This is a genomic window from Rhodococcoides corynebacterioides NBRC 14404 (genome assembly GCF_001894765.1).
Lineage (GTDB): Bacteria > Actinomycetota > Actinomycetes > Mycobacteriales > Mycobacteriaceae > Rhodococcoides > Rhodococcoides corynebacterioides.
In genome coordinates this window covers 191,652-208,181 of sequence record NZ_BCWV01000004.1, presented here as the reverse complement: position 1 = coordinate 208,181, position 16,530 = coordinate 191,652, and the positions used below count along the sequence as shown (strand labels likewise).

Annotated in this window: 14 protein-coding genes; 11 read left to right on the top strand and 3 right to left on the bottom strand. The window is 70.3% G+C overall.

Going from position 1 to position 16,530, the window contains the following annotated elements; genetic code table 11:
- Positions 1-19 precede the first annotated feature (19 nt).
- Entirely contained in the window at positions 20-2,152 is a 2,133-nt protein-coding gene (gene ligA / locus RC2_RS10295) for an NAD-dependent DNA ligase LigA (RefSeq protein ID WP_068145493.1), read from the top strand.
- Here the strand turns inward: ligA and RC2_RS10290 are convergent.
- The gene (locus RC2_RS10290) at positions 2,120-2,770 is read right to left on the bottom strand and encodes an ACT domain-containing protein (RefSeq protein ID WP_068145523.1); all 651 of its coding nucleotides are present in this window, start codon (positions 2,768-2,770) and stop codon (positions 2,120-2,122) included. The two genes, ligA and RC2_RS10290, sit on opposite strands and share 33 nt — an antisense overlap.
- A gap of 96 nt (positions 2,771-2,866) precedes the next feature.
- Between RC2_RS10290 and gatC the strand changes: the two genes are divergently transcribed.
- From gatC to gatB, 4 genes are read left to right on the top strand one after another with little or no spacing between them, the layout of a single operon-like run.
- A complete protein-coding gene (gatC, locus tag RC2_RS10285; protein ID WP_068145489.1) occupies positions 2,867-3,193 on the top strand; it encodes an Asp-tRNA(Asn)/Glu-tRNA(Gln) amidotransferase subunit GatC in 327 nt (108 codons plus the stop codon).
- The gene (gene gatA, locus RC2_RS10280) at positions 3,190-4,671 is read left to right on the top strand and encodes an Asp-tRNA(Asn)/Glu-tRNA(Gln) amidotransferase subunit GatA (RefSeq protein ID WP_068145487.1); all 1,482 of its coding nucleotides are present in this window, start codon (positions 3,190-3,192) and stop codon (positions 4,669-4,671) included. Before gatC ends, gatA begins: the two co-directional genes overlap by 4 nt.
- 29 nt (positions 4,672-4,700) lie before the next feature.
- Positions 4,701-5,732, top strand: coding sequence for a 6-phosphofructokinase (locus tag RC2_RS10275; RefSeq protein ID WP_068145484.1), 1,032 nt, complete (start codon positions 4,701-4,703; stop codon positions 5,730-5,732).
- A 13-nt stretch (positions 5,733-5,745) separates the two neighbouring features.
- A complete protein-coding gene (gene gatB / locus RC2_RS10270; protein ID WP_068145482.1) occupies positions 5,746-7,251 on the top strand; it encodes an Asp-tRNA(Asn)/Glu-tRNA(Gln) amidotransferase subunit GatB in 1,506 nt (501 codons plus the stop codon).
- Positions 7,252-7,272: 21 nt separating this feature from the next.
- Here gatB and RC2_RS10265 read toward each other — a convergent pair whose 3' ends face one another.
- The gene (locus tag RC2_RS10265) at positions 7,273-8,412 is read right to left on the bottom strand and encodes a PQQ-dependent sugar dehydrogenase (protein ID WP_068145520.1); all 1,140 of its coding nucleotides are present in this window, start codon (positions 8,410-8,412) and stop codon (positions 7,273-7,275) included.
- A gap of 83 nt (positions 8,413-8,495) precedes the next feature.
- On the opposite strand from RC2_RS10265, the gene RC2_RS10260 reads away from it, so the two are divergent.
- Positions 8,496-9,380, top strand: coding sequence for a DoxX family protein (locus RC2_RS10260; RefSeq protein ID WP_068145480.1), 885 nt, complete (start codon positions 8,496-8,498; stop codon positions 9,378-9,380).
- Positions 9,381-9,402: 22 nt separating this feature from the next.
- Here the strand turns inward: RC2_RS10260 and RC2_RS10255 are convergent, their stop codons facing one another.
- A complete protein-coding gene (locus tag RC2_RS10255) occupies positions 9,403-9,921 on the bottom strand; it encodes a PH domain-containing protein (protein WP_068145477.1) in 519 nt (172 codons plus the stop codon).
- A 244-nt stretch (positions 9,922-10,165) separates the two neighbouring features.
- Here RC2_RS10255 and RC2_RS10250 point away from each other — a divergent pair, with 244 nt between their 5' ends.
- The 5 genes from RC2_RS10250 to RC2_RS10230 all read left to right on the top strand — a co-directional run bounded on the left by RC2_RS10250 (position 10,166) and on the right by RC2_RS10230 (position 16,512).
- A complete protein-coding gene (locus RC2_RS10250) occupies positions 10,166-12,091 on the top strand; it encodes an acetolactate synthase large subunit (protein WP_072681371.1) in 1,926 nt (641 codons plus the stop codon).
- Positions 12,088-12,591, top strand: coding sequence for an acetolactate synthase small subunit (gene ilvN / locus RC2_RS10245; RefSeq protein ID WP_068145472.1), 504 nt, complete (start codon positions 12,088-12,090; stop codon positions 12,589-12,591). The genes RC2_RS10250 and ilvN overlap by 4 nt, the downstream gene beginning before the upstream one ends.
- A gap of 105 nt (positions 12,592-12,696) precedes the next feature.
- Positions 12,697-13,698: a ketol-acid reductoisomerase gene (gene ilvC / locus RC2_RS10240; protein ID WP_170851427.1), complete on the top strand. Its 1,002-nt coding sequence runs from the start codon at positions 12,697-12,699 to the stop codon at positions 13,696-13,698.
- A 175-nt stretch (positions 13,699-13,873) separates the two neighbouring features.
- Positions 13,874-15,469 carry a phosphoglycerate dehydrogenase gene (gene serA, locus RC2_RS10235; RefSeq protein WP_068145471.1) on the top strand — a complete coding sequence of 532 codons (1,596 nt, stop codon included), beginning with the start codon at positions 13,874-13,876 and terminating at the stop codon, positions 15,467-15,469.
- Between the two features lie 29 nt (positions 15,470-15,498).
- Complete coding sequence (locus RC2_RS10230) at positions 15,499-16,512, top strand: 3-isopropylmalate dehydrogenase (protein WP_068145464.1); 1,014 nt, start codon at positions 15,499-15,501, stop codon at positions 16,510-16,512.
- The last annotated feature ends 18 nt before the right edge of the window (positions 16,513-16,530 follow it).

Genomic DNA, 16,530 nt, shown 5'->3' with positions numbered 1-16,530 from the left:
CCTCCGATAGTCTTCGGGAGTGACGGAGAATCAGCCCACACCGTCGGCGCCCGCGAGTGCCGAGGTGATCGCGCAGTGGCAGGAGTTGGCCGAGGAGATCCGCGGTCACCAGTTCCGCTACTACGTGCGGGACGCACCGACCATCTCGGACGGGCAGTTCGATGCGCTGCTGCGGCGGCTGCAGGACCTCGAGGAGCGGTACCCGGAGCTGCGGACGCCGGATTCGCCGACCCAGCTGGTGGGCGGCGGATTCGAGACCGACTTCACGGCCGTCGACCACCTGGAGCGAATGTTGTCCTTGGACAACGTCTTCGACGTCGACGAGCTCCGTGCCTGGATCGGCCGGGTCGAGGCCGAAGCCGGGGCCGATCTGGCCTACCTGTGCGAGGTGAAGATCGACGGTGTGGCCCTGAATCTGGTGTACCGCAACGGCGTTCTCGAGCGCGCGGCCACCCGAGGAGACGGCCGGACGGGGGAGGACGTCACCCTCAATGCCCGCACCATCGACGACATTCCCGAGACTCTCACCGGCACCGAGGAATTCCCGGTTCCGTCGCTGCTCGAGGTGCGCGGTGAGGTCTTCTTCCGGCTCGGCGATTTCGAGGCGCTGAACGCCTCGCTGGTCGAGCAGGGCAAGGCGCCGTTCGCCAACCCGCGCAACTCCGCGGCCGGGTCGCTGCGACAGAAGAATCCCGCGGTGACCGCTCGCAGACGCCTCGGCATGATCTGCCACGGCTTCGGCCGGCTCGAGGGGTTCGAACCCGCCACCCAGTCCGCGGCGTACGACGCGTTGGCGGCCTGGGGGCTGCCCGTGTCGTCGCACACCGTCGTGGCGCACGGCGCGGACGAGGTGGTCGAGCGCATGGAGTACTGGGGCACGCATCGGCACGACGTCGAGCACGAGATCGACGGTCTGGTGGTCAAGGTCGACCGGATGGCGCTGCACCGACGGCTGGGCAACACCTCCCGTGCGCCGCGCTGGGCCATCGCGTTCAAGTACCCGCCGGAGGAGGCCACCACCACGCTGCTCGACATCCGGGTCAACGTCGGTCGTACCGGCCGCGTCACTCCCTTCGCGTTCATGGAGCCCGTCTTCGTCGCGGGGTCCACCGTGTCGTTGGCCACTCTGCACAATGCCTCCGAGGTCAAGCGCAAGGGCGTGCTGATCGGGGACACGGTCGTCATTCGCAAAGCGGGAGAGGTCATTCCGGAGGTTCTCGGTCCGGTGGTCGACACCCGCACCGGGGACGAGCGGGAGTTCGTCATGCCGACGCACTGCCCGGAATGCGGCACGGAGCTCGCCCCGTCGAAGGAGGGCGACGCCGACATCCGGTGCCCCAACTCTCGCTCGTGCCCGGCGCAGCTCCGTGAGCGTGTCTTCCACGTGGCCGGTCGCGGGGCGTTCGACATCGAGGTGCTCGGGTACGAGGCCGCCACCGCACTCCTCGCCGCCGGGGTGATCGAGGACGAGGGCGATCTGTTCGATCTGACCGAGGACTCGTTGACCCGTACCGATCTCTTCCGCACCAAGGCCGGTGCCCTCTCCGCCAACGGCCGCCGGTTGCTCGACAACCTCGGACGCGCCAAGGATCAGCCGCTCTGGCGGGTGCTGGTGGGTCTGTCCATCCGCCACGTGGGACCGACGGCGGCCCGTGCGCTGGCGTCGCGGTTCGGCAGCCTCGAGGCCGTGCGCTCGGCGTCGGAGGAGGACCTCGCCGCGGCCGACGGCGTCGGTCCCACCATCGCGCGGGCCGTCGTCGAGTGGTTCGACGTCGACTGGCACCGCGCCATCGTGGACAAGTGGGCCGCGGCGGGCGTGCGCATGGAGGACGAGCGCGACGAGTCCATCGAGCGCAACCTCGAGGGGATGTCGATCGTGGTCACCGGGTCGCTGGAGCGCTACAGCCGGGACGACGCCAAGGAGGCGATCCTGGCCCGCGGTGGCAAAGCGGCGTCGTCGGTGTCGAAGAAGACGGCCTTCGTGGTGGTCGGGGAGTCACCGGGGTCCAAGCACGACAAGGCGGTGCAACTCGGCGTCCCCGTACTCGACGAGGCCGGCTTCACCGTCCTGCTCGAGCAGGGGCCCGACGCCGCGTCGGCCCTCGCCGCCGACGGCGAGTCAGCCGAGCACGGTGGCGACGATGCCGGCTAGGTAGCCGAGTCGGGCCACCTCGGAGGGACGGAAGTCGGGCCCACCGGGGCGGCCGAGCACCAGGGCGCGGCCGGTCGATCCCAGCGGTGCCGCGGCCACGCAGGTGTCCATGTCGCGCCACGACTGCGGCAACCCGTCCCGGTCGCCGTCGAGGGTGCGTGCGTTCTCGAGGGGCAGCCACGGCATCGACTGCGCCCGGATCTCGGGTGCGCCGGAACTCTCCACGACCGTGGTGGTGCCGGTCTCCGTGGCGGCCACCACGACGCTCCACCCCACCCGGAGCACGCGCGGCGCCCCGTCCACGAGGGTCTGCAGACGGTCGTCGTGGGCCGCAGCCACGCGGTCGATCAGTTCGAGTTCGCGATGGGTGTCCAGCACGCCGGCGTAGGGACGAATGGCGTCGACGGTCACCCCGGACAGCTGCTCGGCGGCGGTGATGAGGGTGTCCGGCAGCGAGCCGGGCGCGGTGTCGACGACGAGATCGTCTACGGCGTAGCCGTGGCCTCGCTCCACCACGTCGAGCGAGAGGATGTCGGCACCCACCGAGCCCAGGGCCACGGCGAGCGAGCCCAGACTGCCGGGGCGGTCGGGGAGCTTGACGCGCAGGAGGTAGGTCACGCGCACATCCTGTCACTGCCCGCCCGACCTCACGACTCACCCGCACCGCGGGGCGCGGCTCCGACGGAACGTAGGCCGGGAACTAGGCTGTGGCGCATGACCGACACCGAAGGGACAGCCCCCGGCGCCGCGATCTCGCGCGACGAGGTCGCCCACCTGGCCCGCCTGTCGCGCCTCGCCCTGACCGAGGCCGAGCTCGACGAGTTCGCCGGTCAACTCGACTCGATCCTCGGGCACGTGAAGGCGGTGTCGGAGGTGGACACCACCGCGATCGATCCCACTGCGAATCCTCTTGCCGTGACCAACGTCACCCGGCCCGACGTCGTCGTGCCGGGCCTCGGGCAGGACGGCGCACTGGATCAGGCGCCGTCGTCGGAACAGGGTCGGTTCGCCGTGCCGCGCATTCTGGGAGAAGAGCAGTGACCGATCTGATTCGCCTGACGGCAGCCGATCTCGCCGAGCGGATCCGCTCGCGCGAGGTGTCCTCGGAGGAGGTCACACGCGCGCACCTCGACCGCATCGATCAGGTCGACGGCACCCTGCACTCGTTCCTGCACGTGGCGCACGACGCCGCCCTGGACGCGGCCCGCGCCGTCGACGCCTCGCTCGCGGCGGGGGACGAGCCCGCGTCCCCGCTCGCGGGAGTTCCGTTGGCGCTCAAGGACGTCTTCACGACCACCGACATGCCGACCACGGCGGGATCCAAGATCCTCGAGGGGTGGCGCTCGCCGTACGACGCGACGGTGACCACCGCGCTGCGGGCGGCGGGAATCCCGTTGCTGGGCAAGACCAACATGGACGAGTTCGCCATGGGCTCCTCGACCGAGAACAGCGCCTACGGGCCCACGCTCAACCCGTGGGACACCACGCGCGTCCCCGGTGGCTCGGGCGGCGGGTCCGCCGCGGCGCTCGCGTCCTTCGAGGCGCCGCTGGCCATCGGCACCGACACCGGTGGTTCGATTCGTCAACCGGCGGCGGTCACCGGCACCGTCGGCTGCAAGCCCACCTACGGCGGCGTCTCGCGGTACGGCCTCATCGCCTGCGCGTCGTCGCTGGATCAGGGCGGGCCGTGCGGCCGCACGGTGCTCGACACGGCGTTGCTGCACCAGGTGATCGCCGGTCACGATCCGCGCGATTCCACCTCGCTGCAGGCCGCCGTTCCCGATGTCGTGGCGGCCGCGCGGGCCGGTGCGAGCGGTGACCTGCGTGGTGTGCGTGTCGGTGTGGTGAAGGAGTTGCACTCCGACGCCTACCAGCCCGGCGTGCTGTCCTCGTTCGATGCCGCCGTGGAGGTACTCACCTCGCTCGGTGCGGAGGTCGTCGAGGTCTCCTGCCCCTCCTTCGATCACGCGCTCGCGTCGTACTACCTGATCCTCCCGTCGGAGGTGTCCTCGAACCTCGCCCGGTTCGACGCGATGCGCTACGGACTGCGGGTCGGCGACGACGGTACGCACAGCGCCGAGCAGGTCATGGCGATGACGCGGGCTGCCGGGTTCGGCCCGGAGGTCAAGCGCCGCATCATGATCGGGACCTATGCTCTCTCGGCCGGGTACTACGACGCCTACTACGGCCAGGCGCTGAAGGTCCGTACGCTCATCGCGCGGGACTTCGACGCGGCCTACGAGAAGGTCGACGTCCTGGTCTCGCCGACCACCCCGTCGACGGCATTCCCGTTGGGGGAGAAGGTCGACGACCCGATCGCGATGTACCTCTACGACCTCTGCACCCTGCCGACCAACCTCGCCGGCCACCCGGCGATGTCCGTGCCGTCCGGTCTCGCCGACGGTCTGCCCGTCGGCCTGCAGATCATGGCACCGGCGCTCGCGGACGACCGGCTGTATCGAGTCGGCGCGGCGTACGAAGCCGCGCGAGGAGAGTTCCCGCACCCGTCCGGCGTCTGACCCGCACCGCCCCACCCGAAGGAGTCGCGATGACCAGGATCGGCATTCTGACCAGTGGCGGGGACTGCCCGGGCCTGAACGCGGTCATCCGCGGCGCCGTGCTCAAGGGTTCCGCGGTGCACGGTCAGGAGTTCGTCGGCTTCCTCGGCGGGTGGCGGGGGTTGGTGCACGGGGAGTCGATTCCCCTGGACCGCAGTGTCGTTCGCGGACTGTCGCACCAGGGCGGCACCATTCTCGGCACCAGCCGGTTCGGGCCGTACCAGGAACCGCACGGAGGTGCGGAGAACATTCAGCGCACGCTCGATCGTCTGGGAGTCGACGGCGTCATCGCCATCGGCGGCGAGGGCACGGCCAGCGCCTCGAAGCGGTTGTTCGAGGACGGGATCGACATCGTCGGAGTCCCCAAGACCATCGACAACGACCTCGACGCGACCGACTACACGTTCGGGTTCGACACGGCGGTCGAGATCGCCACGGAGGCCATCGACCGGCTGCGCACCACGGGCAACTCGCACGATCGCTGCATGGTGCTCGAGGTCATGGGCCGGCACGCCGGGTGGATCGCCCTGCACTCCGGCATCGCCGGCGGAGCGCATGCGATCCTCATTCCCGAGCAGCCCGAGAGTCTCGAGCAGATCTGCGCGTGGGCGACCAGCGTGCGCGACCGCGGCCGCGCCCCCATGATCGTCGTCGCGGAGGGGTTCACGCTGCCGGAGATGACGGAGGCGCACTCGACCAAGGGCCTCGACGGTTTCGATCGACCCCGCCTCGGCGGCATCGGCGAGTGGCTCGCGCCGATCATCGAGGAGCGCACCGGAATCGAGACGCGGGCAACGGTTCTCGGTCACATTCAGCGCGGCGGCGTCCCGACGGCCTTCGACCGGGTGCTCGCCACCCGGCTCGGCATGGCCATCGTCGACCTCGTCGCCGACGGCGGATGGGGGCAGATGGTGGCCCTGCACGGCACGGACATCGCCCGGGTCGGATTCGACGAGGCGCTCGCCAATCACAAGACGGTTCCCGCGGGGCGCTACCAGGAAATGCGCGTCCTCTTCGGCTAGTAGGCTTCGGGCCATGTCTGTCGCCACCGCATCGCTCCTGGACTACGACGACGTGATCGCTCGGTTCGATCCCGTCCTCGGTATGGAGGTGCACGTCGAGCTGGGTACGGCCACCAAGATGTTCTGCGGGTGCCCCACCGAGTTCGGCGCCGAGCCCAACACCCAGGTGTGCCCGGTCTGCCTGGGCATGCCGGGAGCCCTGCCGGTGGTGAACGCGGCCGCGGTGGAGTCGGCCATCCGCATCGGGCTGGCCCTGCACTGCGCGATCACCCCGTGGGGGCGGTTCGCGCGGAAGAACTACTTCTACCCCGACCAGCCGAAGAACTACCAGATCTCCCAGTACGACGAGCCGATCGCCACCGAGGGTTACCTCGACGTGGTCCTCGACGACGGGAGCACCTGGCGCGTCGACATCGAGCGCGCACACATGGAGGAGGACACCGGCAAGTCGCTGCACGTCGGCGGCGCGACGGGGCGGATCGACGGGGCGAGCCACTCCCTGCTGGACTACAACCGCGCCGGGGTGCCCCTGGTGGAGATCGTGACCAAGCCGATCGTCGGTGCCGGGGAGCGCGCACCCGAGGTCGCGCGCGCCTACGTCACGGCGCTGCGCGAGTTGATCCGCGAGCTCGGGGTGTCCGACGTCCGGATGGATCAGGGCTCCTTGCGCTGCGACGCCAACGTGTCGCTGATGGCCAAGGACGCCACGGAGTTCGGGACGCGGACCGAGACCAAGAACGTCAACTCGCTCAAGTCGGTCGAGGTGGCGGTGCGGTACGAGATGCGGCGTCAGGCCGCCGTGCTGATCGACGGCGGTGAGATCGTCCAGGAGACACGGCATTTCCAGGAAGCCGACGGCACCACGTCCGCGGGTCGTCGGAAGGAGACGGCCGAGGACTACCGCTACTTCCCGGAGCCCGACCTCGAGCCCGTCGCACCCGACGCCGCGTGGATCGAGGAACTGCGCGCGACCATTCCCGAGGCACCGTGGATCACCCGTGCGCGCATCCAGCAGGAGTGGGGTTGGTCCGACGCCGTGATGCGGGACGTCGTCAACGCCGAGGCACTGCCGCTCATCTCGGCCACGGTCGACGCCGGCGCCACCCCCGACGCCGCGCGGAGTTGGTGGGTCGCATACCTCGCGCAGCAGGCCAACACCCTCGGTGTCCCGTTGTCCGATCTGTCGATCACCCCCGCGCAGGTGGCCCGGGTCGCCGCCCTCGTGGCGGACCGCACGCTCACCAATGCCAACGCGCGGAAGGTCGTCGACGGCGTGCTGGCCGGTGAGGGCGATCCGGACGCGGTGGTCGAGGCGCGCGGACTCGCAGTGGTGCAGGACGATTCGGCCCTCGAGCAGGCGGTGTCCGACGCCCTCGCCGCGAACCCGGCCATCGTGGAGAAGATCAAGGCCGGCAAGGTCCAGGCCGCCGGAGCCCTCGTCGGTCAGGTGATGAAGGCGACCAAGGGTCAGGCCGACCCCGCGCGGGTCAAGGAACTGGTGCTCGCCGCCTGCGAGTAGCGCCGGCGAAGGCCCGGTCGATCAGTCGGTGCCGCCACCGCCGGCGGGGATCTGCACGACCACCACACGGTCGTCCGTCGGAGTCGGGGCGCCGCCGTCCTTGTTGGTGGTGCTCACCAGGATCTGGCCGTCGGCGCCGAGGGTGGCCCCGCGCAGTCGGCCGTACCGATCCTGCGCGATCAGGGCGGGCGGCGTGGGGACGGACCCCGTCTCCGGGTCGACCGGCACCACTCCCACGGCGCGTGCACCGGACATCGCCACCGCGACGGTGCCCGGAGCTGCCGCGCAGCCACCGACACCGGGACGATCGGGCCACGTCCACACGGGACCGACCACGGCGCCCTCGGGGGTGATGCGGGACAGACGATCACCGTCGGGAGCGCCGTCGGTCACCCACTGGGACCCGGTTCCGTCGGAGCACAGGTCGCCGGCGCGGCCGAGGCCGCTCATGACCACCCGGGGTGCCGCGCTGCCGTCGACGCGAGGATCGACGATCGAGAGCACCTTGCCGGCCAGGGATGCCGGATCCGCGGCCGCGGCGGGATCACCTCCACTGCCCGTCGCGACCCGGAGTTCGGACGGGCCGACGAAGTCGACCGCACCGCCGACGTCACCGGTTCCGCGGGGAATGCCGGTCAGCACCGGCTTCGGAACGTCCCCGGGCGCGATACGGACGACGCGAGCATCGGTGGGCGTCACCACGTAGGCGTAGAGCAGGCGGTCCTCGGCGTAGGTCGGCGACAGTGCGAGGTCGATCAACCCGCCGCCGGGGGAGGGATCCACCGGAATCGACGCGACCGGCCGGGGTGCACTGCCCGGCGCCACCTCGATCACGGCGCCGGTGATCCGCTCGGCCACGAGGGCCGCACCCCCGCCCGGCAGCGTGACCAGCCCACCCAGCGTGTCGAGGCAGGTGGCGATGACGGCCGGGTCGGGATCGACGCACGGTCCCGGCGGCGGGGGAGGTGGGGCACTCGACTCCGGCGCGCCGGGGTCGCCCGGGCCGACGTCCGCGGCGCCGAACGTCGGTTCCGGCGAGAAGGGAGTCGACGCGGAGTCGTCGAACCGCGCGCATCCCGACAGAGCCACCAGCACGGTCGCGGTGCAGGCGAGGGCGACGGAACGGCGTGTGGCGCGGCCGATGCCGGAACTGCGCGTCATGGTGCCCACGGTACGCAGGAACCCGGCCGCGACACGGCGAGTGGTCCCGGGGCCGGGGGCGGTGCGGAACTAGGCTCGGCGCCATGAGCGACTCCGAGGACAAGCGCCGTTCCACGTCGGGATACGAGCCGGCGTCCAGCCCGTACGACCAGCCGACCGAGCGGCTGGGGCACGACACGTCGTCGCTCCCGCGGACCGACGACGATCTCGACGGGTCGTCCCGCCCCGGCGCCGACGGCGCCCGCGCGACGGAGCGGATTCCCACCTATCCCGGACCGTCCTCCAACGACACGGCCACGCGGGCGTATCCGGTCTCGGACGCGACCCCGTCCCCGTACGGTTCGGCCGCGTCCACCTCGTCCACGTCGTCCATGTCGTCGTCTTCGTTGTCCTCCGAGACCGCGGCGACACCCGAACCCGTCGCCCCCGCGACCCCCGTGGAGGTGAAGGAGCGGCGCGGCACGCTCGATCTCGGCCTGCTGATCCTGCGGGTGAGTGTCGGTGCGATCGTGCTGGTGCACGGGCTGCAGAAGCTGGTCGGGTGGTTCGACGGACCGGGCCTGTCCGGGTTCCAGGACATCGTGTCCGGCGCCGGCTACCAGCAGGCGCAACTGCTGTCGATCCTCGGCGCGATCGGCGAGACGGCCGGCGGCGCACTGTTGATCCTGGGGCTGGCGACGCCGTTGGCGGGCGCCGCGGTGCTCGCCGTGATGATCAACGCCTGGCTGGTTCGCCAGGTGGCCGAGCCGGGTCTGCAGTTCTTCGCGCCGACCGGGGTGGAGTACGAGACGCTGCTGGCCCTGGCCGCGGCCGCGATCGTGCTCACCGGACCGGGACGCATCGCGATCGACGGCGGCCGCGGGTGGGCTCGTCGTCCGTTCGTCGGATCGTTCGTGGCGCTGCTGATCGGAGTGGGCGGCGCCGTCGCACTGTGGGTGCTGCTGAACGGCGCCGACCCCTTCGCCTGATCCACGACCCGGTCGGTCGGCCCTACTGGTCGGCCGGCCGGTCGGCCCTGCTGTCCGGCCGGTCGGTGTCGGTCTCGGGTTCCGGCGCCGGCGGCGTCGGGTCCGGTACCGCGCCCCCGCTGGCGGCGGACAGGCGCGCGAGATCGTCCACGGTCACCCCCGGGAGCGGGACGGTTCCGCCGCCGGTGAGTGCGGCCTTGCCGAAGCCGAAGCGAGGGAACGTGATGCCGGCGACGTCGGACCAGGCGACCGTGGTGGTGGTGAAGGGGCGACGGGCCACCAGCCCTCGGCCGTCGACCGTGGTCCGCACCCGCAGCACCCAGTACGCCGCGAACGCGGGGATCGCGAGCACCCAGAAGAAGAGCAGCGGAGCCCCCGCGACCGGGAACGACGCTCCGAAGAGCAGGAGCGCCACCGCGGCGAGCGTCAGCGGGTCGATCCGGAAGACCTCGGCGCCGTCGGGCGCGGGGGACCGGTCGGGTGCGGGGTCGCCGGTGTGGGAGACTGTGCGTGGTGGTTCGGACTGCTGCGGAGACGACACCCCTCCATCTTCGCACTGCACACACGCCATCCCACATCCCGGGATTCGTAGTTCGGTAGTTGACTGGCACGGCATCGCACGCTTAACCTCACCAACGTGAAGCGTGAAGATCTCCTCGTAATCGGCAGGCGCGTCGTCGCCTGAGCCGATCTACTTCTCGACGCTCAGCCACGACGCGCCACCCTCGCACAGCATCTGCTGGCGGGGGTTTTTTCTTGCCCGGATGAGAACCCAAGGACCCACAGTGAGCGCACCGACAGCCCGGCCCGGCCCGGCACCTCGCAAGACCCCGTCACCCGCCGATCGTCCCGTGCCCACGGCACCGGATCGTCGCGCGATCCCGCCGGAGCGCGTGACGGGCGCCCAGTCCGTCGTGCGGTCGCTCGAGGAACTCGACGTCGACGTCGTCTTCGGCATTCCGGGCGGCGCCGTTCTCCCGGTCTACGACCCGCTGCTGGACTCGACCAAGGTTCGCCACGTCCTCGTTCGTCACGAGCAGGGTGCCGGCCACGCGGCCACCGGATACGCACAGGCCACCGGCCGCGTGGGTGTCTGCATGGCGACGTCGGGACCGGGTGCGACCAACCTGGTGACCCCGCTCGCGGACGCCCAGATGGATTCGGTGCCCATCGTGGCCATCACCGGTCAGGTGGGACGCGGCCTCATCGGAACCGATGCGTTCCAGGAAGCCGACATCTCCGGCATCACCATGCCCATCACCAAGCACAACTTCCTCGTCACGGACGCCCTCGACATCCCGCGGACCATCGCCGAGGCGTTCTATCTCGCCGCGTCCGGCCGTCCGGGCGCCGTGCTGGTCGACATCCCCAAGGACGTTCTGCAGGCCGAGACCACGTTCTCGTGGCCCCCGGAGATGCGCCTGCCGGGATACCGGCCCGTCACCAAGCCGCACGGCAAGCAGGTGCGGGAGGCGGCTCGACTCATCGCGGCCGCCGAGCGTCCCGTCCTGTACTGCGGCGGCGGGATCATCAAGTCGGATTCGTCCGCCGAGCTGCTCGAGCTCGCGGAGCTGACCGGCATCCCGGTGGTCACCACCCTCATGGCGCGCGGGGTCTTCCCGGACAGCCACGATCTGAACCTCGGCATGCCCGGCATGCACGGTACGGTCGCCGCGGTCGCGGCCCTGCAGCGCAGCGATCTGCTCGTCACGCTGGGCGCGCGATTCGACGACCGCGTCACCGGTCAGCTCGATTCCTTCGCGCCCGACGCCAAGGTGGTGCACGCCGACATCGACCCGGCCGAGATCGGCAAGAACCGCTTCGCCGACGTCCCGATCGTCGGTGACTGCCGGGAGGTCATCTCCGAGCTCATCGAGGCCGTGCGCGCCGACCGTGCCACCGGCACCACCACCGACCTGGCCGAGTGGTGGTCCTACCTCGACGGCGTGCGCCGCACCTACCCGCTGGGATACGACCGCCCCGCCGACGGTGCACTGTCGCCGGAGTTCGTCATCCAGTCCATCGGCAAGGCCGCGGGTCCGGATGCGATCTACTGCGCCGGCGTCGGCCAGCACCAGATGTGGGCCGCGCAGTTCATCTCGTACGAGAAGCCGCGCACGTGGCTGAACTCGGGCGGCCTGGGCACCATGGGCTACGCGGTGCCCGCCGCGATGGGTGCCAAGATGGGCCTGCCGGACACCGAGGTGTGGGCCATCGACGGCGACGGCTGCTTCCAGATGACCAATCAGGAACTCGCGACGTGCGCGGTCGAGGGGGTCCCGATCAAGGTCGCCGTCGTCAACAACGGCAACCTCGGCATGGTGCGGCAGTGGCAGACGCTGTTCTACGAGGAGCGATACTCCAACACCGAGCTCGGCACGCACGGCACGATTCGTATCCCGGACTTCGTCAAGCTGGCGGAAGCCCTGGGGTGCGTCGGACTGCGGTGCGAGCGCGAGGAGGACGTCGAGGACGTCATCGCGCAGGCACGGGCCATCACGGACCGTCCGGTGGTCATCGACTTCATCGTCGGCAAGGACGCGCAGGTGTGGCCGATGGTGGCCGCCGGCACCAGCAACACCGAGATCCAGGCGGCACGCGGCATCCGTCCGCTGTTCGACAACGAGGCCGAGGCAGCACAGGAGCCCGGCGTGGTCGGCGACGTCACCGAGGCCGCTCTCGAGCAGAACGCGAAAGGTATCGATCAGTGAGCACCAGTCACACCCTGAGCGTCCTGGTCGAGGACAAGCCGGGTGTTCTCGCCCGCGTCGCCGCCCTCTTCTCGCGCCGCGGTTTCAACATCGCGTCACTCGCGGTGGGCGGCACCGAGGTGCCCGACATCTCCCGCATGACCATCGTGGTGACGGTCGACGAGTTTCCGCTCGAGCAGGTGACCAAGCAGCTGAACAAGCTCGTCAACGTCATCAAGATCGTGGAGCAGGAGCCGGAGGCGTCCGTGGCTCGCGAACTCGTGCTCATCAAGGTGCGTGCGGACGCCGGCGTGCGGAGCGAGGTCATCGAGACGGTGAACCTGTTCCGCGCCAAGGTGATCGACGTGTCGCCGGAGTCCCTGACGGTCGAGGCGACGGGAACGCGGTCCAAGCTCGAGGCACTGCTGCGGATGCTCGACCCTTACGGTGTTCGGGAGATCGTCCAATCCGGGGTGGTGGCGGTGGGTCGCGGACCCAAGTCCATCACCGCATCGCGGTAACGCGATGCGCGAGCAGACCGCATCGCGGTAACGCGGCTCATACAGATTTTTTCACCGGGCACCGTGTCCGGAACGACGAGGAGGAAACCACCAGTGGCAGTCGAGATGTTCTACGACGACGACGCCGATCTGTCGATCATCCAGGGCCGCAAGGTCGCCGTGATCGGCTACGGAAGCCAGGGGCACGCGCATTCGCTGAGCCTGCGCGATTCGGGCGTCGACGTCCGCATCGGTCTGAAGGAAGGGTCGAAGTCCCGCGACAAGGCTGCCGAGCAGGGCCTGGGCGTGGGCACGCCGGCCGAGGTCTCGCAGTGGGCGGACGTGATCATGCTGCTGGCTCCGGACACGGCGCAGGCGCAGATCTTCAAGGACGACATCGAGCCGAACCTCGAGGACGGCAACGCGCTGTTCTTCGGGCACGGCCTGAACATCCACTTCGATCTGATCGAGGCGCCGGACAACATCACCGTCGGCATGGTCGCGCCGAAGGGACCGGGCCACCTCGTGCGTCGTCAGTTCGTCGACGGCAAGGGTGTGCCGGCTCTGATCGCCATCGACCAGGACCCCAAGGGTGAGGGGCAGGCACTCGCGCTGTCCTACGCGCGCGCCATCGGCGGCACCCGCGCCGGCGTCATCAAGACGACGTTCAAGGAAGAGACCGAGACCGACCTGTTCGGTGAGCAGGCCGTGCTGTGCGGTGGCACCGAGGAGCTCGTCAAGACGGGCTTCGAGGTCATGGTCGAGGCGGGTTACGCCCCGGAGATGGCCTACTTCGAGGTGCTGCACGAGCTGAAGCTGATCGTCGACCTGATGTACGAGGGCGGCATCGCCCGCATGAACTACTCGGTGTCCGACACCGCGGAGTTCGGCGGCTACCTCTCCGGCCCCCGCGTGATCGACGCCGGCACCAAGGAGCGCATGAAGGCGATCCTGGCCGACATCCAGTCGGGTGAGTTCACGCGTCGCCTGGTGGCGAACGTCGAGAACGGCAACACCGAACTCGAGGGCCTGCGCAAGCAGAACGCCGAGCACCCCATCGAGGTCACCGGCAAGAAGCTGCGCGACCTGATGAGCTGGGTCGATCGCCCCATCACCGAGACGGCCTGACCGGCTGTCCCGTTCGTCCCCTGCGGGGCATCCGTCGCTCGTCCGAGCGGAGGGTGCCCCGCACGCGGGTGAGGGCCACCATTAGGCTCCTCCCCGACACAGCACGCTCTATCACGAGAACCACTCGCGCGGGCGCGATTCGCCGCCCGGCGCCACTCGATCAGGGAGTTCCCACGTGAGCCAGCCAGGCCGTCCCGTCGTCCTCATCGCCGACAAGCTCGCCTCGTCCACCGTCGACGCCCTCGGTGACGGCGTCGAGGTCCGCTGGGTCGACGGACCGGACCGACCCGCTCTGCTCGCCGCCGTTCCCGAGGCCGACGCCATCCTGGTGCGGTCTGCGACGACGGTCGACGCCGAGGTGCTCGCCGCCGGGTCGAAGCTGAAGATCGTCGCGCGCGCCGGCGTCGGCCTGGACAACGTGGACGTCGCCGCGGCGACCGAGCGCGGCGTCATGGTGGTCAACGCCCCCACGTCGAACATCCACACGGCGGCCGAGCACGCCGTGACGCTGCTGCTCTCGGCCGCCCGCCAGATTCCCGCGGCCGACGCCACCCTGCGGGGTCACGAATGGAAGCGCAGCGCGTTCAACGGTGTCGAGATCTTCGGCAAGACCGTCGGCGTCGTGGGTCTCGGCCGGATCGGGCAGCTCTTCGCGCAGCGTCTCGCTGCCTTCGAGACACACGTCATCGCGTACGACCCCTACGTCTCGCCGGCGCGCGCAGCGCAGCTCGGCATCGAGCTGGTCTCCCTGGACGAACTGCTCGAGCGCGCGGACATGTTCTCCGTCCACCTCCCGAAGACGCCGGAGACCAAGGGTCTGATCGGCAAGGAGGCGTTGGCCAAGACGAAGAAGGGCGTGATCGTCGTCAACGCGGCGCGCGGTGGCCTGGTCGACGAGCAGGCCCTGGCCGACGCCATCACCAGCGGACACGTGTTCGCGGCCGGCATCGACGTCTACGCCTCCGAGCCCTGCACGGACAGCCCGCTGTTCGAGCTGCCGCAGGTCGTCGTCACCCCGCACCTCGGGGCGTCGACCACCGAGGCGCAGGACCGCGCCGGCACCGACGTCGCGAAGTCGGTGCTGCTCGCGCTCGCCGGCGAGTTCGTCCCCGATGCCGTCAACGTCTCCGGGGGAGCGGTCGGCGAGGAAGTCGCGCCCTGGCTGGACATCGTGCGCAAGCAGGGCGTGCTGCTCGGCGCTCTGGCCGACGGACTCCCGACGTCGCTGTCGGTGGACGTCCGCGGTGAACTGGCCTCGGAGGACGTCGACATCCTCAAGCTGTCGGCCCTGCGCGGACTGTTCTCCGCCGTCATCGAGGACGCGGTGACCTTCGTCAACGCGCCGTCGCTGGCCGAGGAGCGCGGCGTGACCGCCGAGGTCACCACCGCGCCCGAGAGTCCCAACCACCGGAGCGTCGTCGACGTGCGTGCGGTGTACGGCGACGGCACCGTGCTGAACGTCGCGGGCACGCTGACCGGCCCGCAGCACGTCGAGAAGATCGTGAACATCAACGGCCGCAACTTCGATCTGCGCGCCGAGGGCAAGAACCTGATCGTGACCTACGAGGACCGGCCCGGATCGCTCGGTCGCATCGGCACCGCTCTCGGTGACGCCGGTGTGGACATCGCGGCCGCCGCCCTCAGCCAGGACGCGGAGGGCACGGGCGCGACCGTCCTGCTGCGTGTCGATCGGGACGTGCCGGCGGAGGTGCGCGATTCCATCGCCGCGGCGGTGGGCGCGTCGACCCTCGAGCTCGTCGACCTGTCCTGAGCATCGACGACGCGAGGAAGGGGAACGCGATGAAGCTGGCGGTTCTGGCCGGAGACGGCATCGGTCCCGAGGTGATCGGGGTCGCCCTCGACGTCCTCCGTGCGGTGGAGCCGGGCGTGGAGACCACCGACTACGATCTCGGCGCTCGTCGCTTCCACGCGACCGGAGAGTTGCTGCCGGACTCGGTGCTCGCCGAGATCCGCGAGCACGACGCCATTCTGCTCGGTGCGATCGGCGATCCCTCGGTGCCCAGCGGCGTGCTCGAGCGGGGTCTGCTGCTGCGGGCCCGCTTCGACCTCGACCATCACATCAACCTGCGCCCGTCGAAGCTCTACCCGGGCGTCGAGGGGCCGTTGGCCGGCAACCCGCCGATCGACGTGGTGGTGGTGCGTGAGGGCACCGAGGGGCCCTACACCGGCAACGGCGGCGCTCTGCGCGTCGGGACGCCGCACGAGGTGGCCACCGAGGTCAGCGTCAACACGCGGTTCGGCGTCGAGCGCGTCGTGCGCGACGCCTTCGCGCGCGCGACGGCGCGGCGGAAGCACCTGACGCTGCTGCACAAGACCAACGTGCTGACGTTCGCGGGATCGCTGTGGCACCGCACGGTGACCGAGGTGGCGACGGAGTTCCCGGACGTCGAGGTGGCCTACCAGCACATCGACGCCGCCACGATCCACCTGGTGACCGATCCCGGACGCTTCGACGTCATCGTGACCGACAACCTGTTCGGCGACATCATCACCGACCTCGCCGCCGCCGTCACCGGGGGCATCGGCCTGGCCGCCAGTGCGAACATCGATGCGACGCGGACCAACCCGAGCATGTTCGAGCCGGTGCACGGCAGCGCTCCGGACATCGCGGGACAGGGCATCGCGGATCCGACCGCGGCCGTGCTGTCGGTGTCGATGTTGCTCGCGCATCTCGGCCGGGACGACGCGTCCGCGCGGGTGGAGGCGGCCGTCGCGGCGGATCTCGCCGAGCGGACCGCCGGCTCTCCGGGGTCGACGGTGGAGGTCGGCGAACGGATCATCGCGCGTCTCTGACGGGTTTCGGCCGGCTGC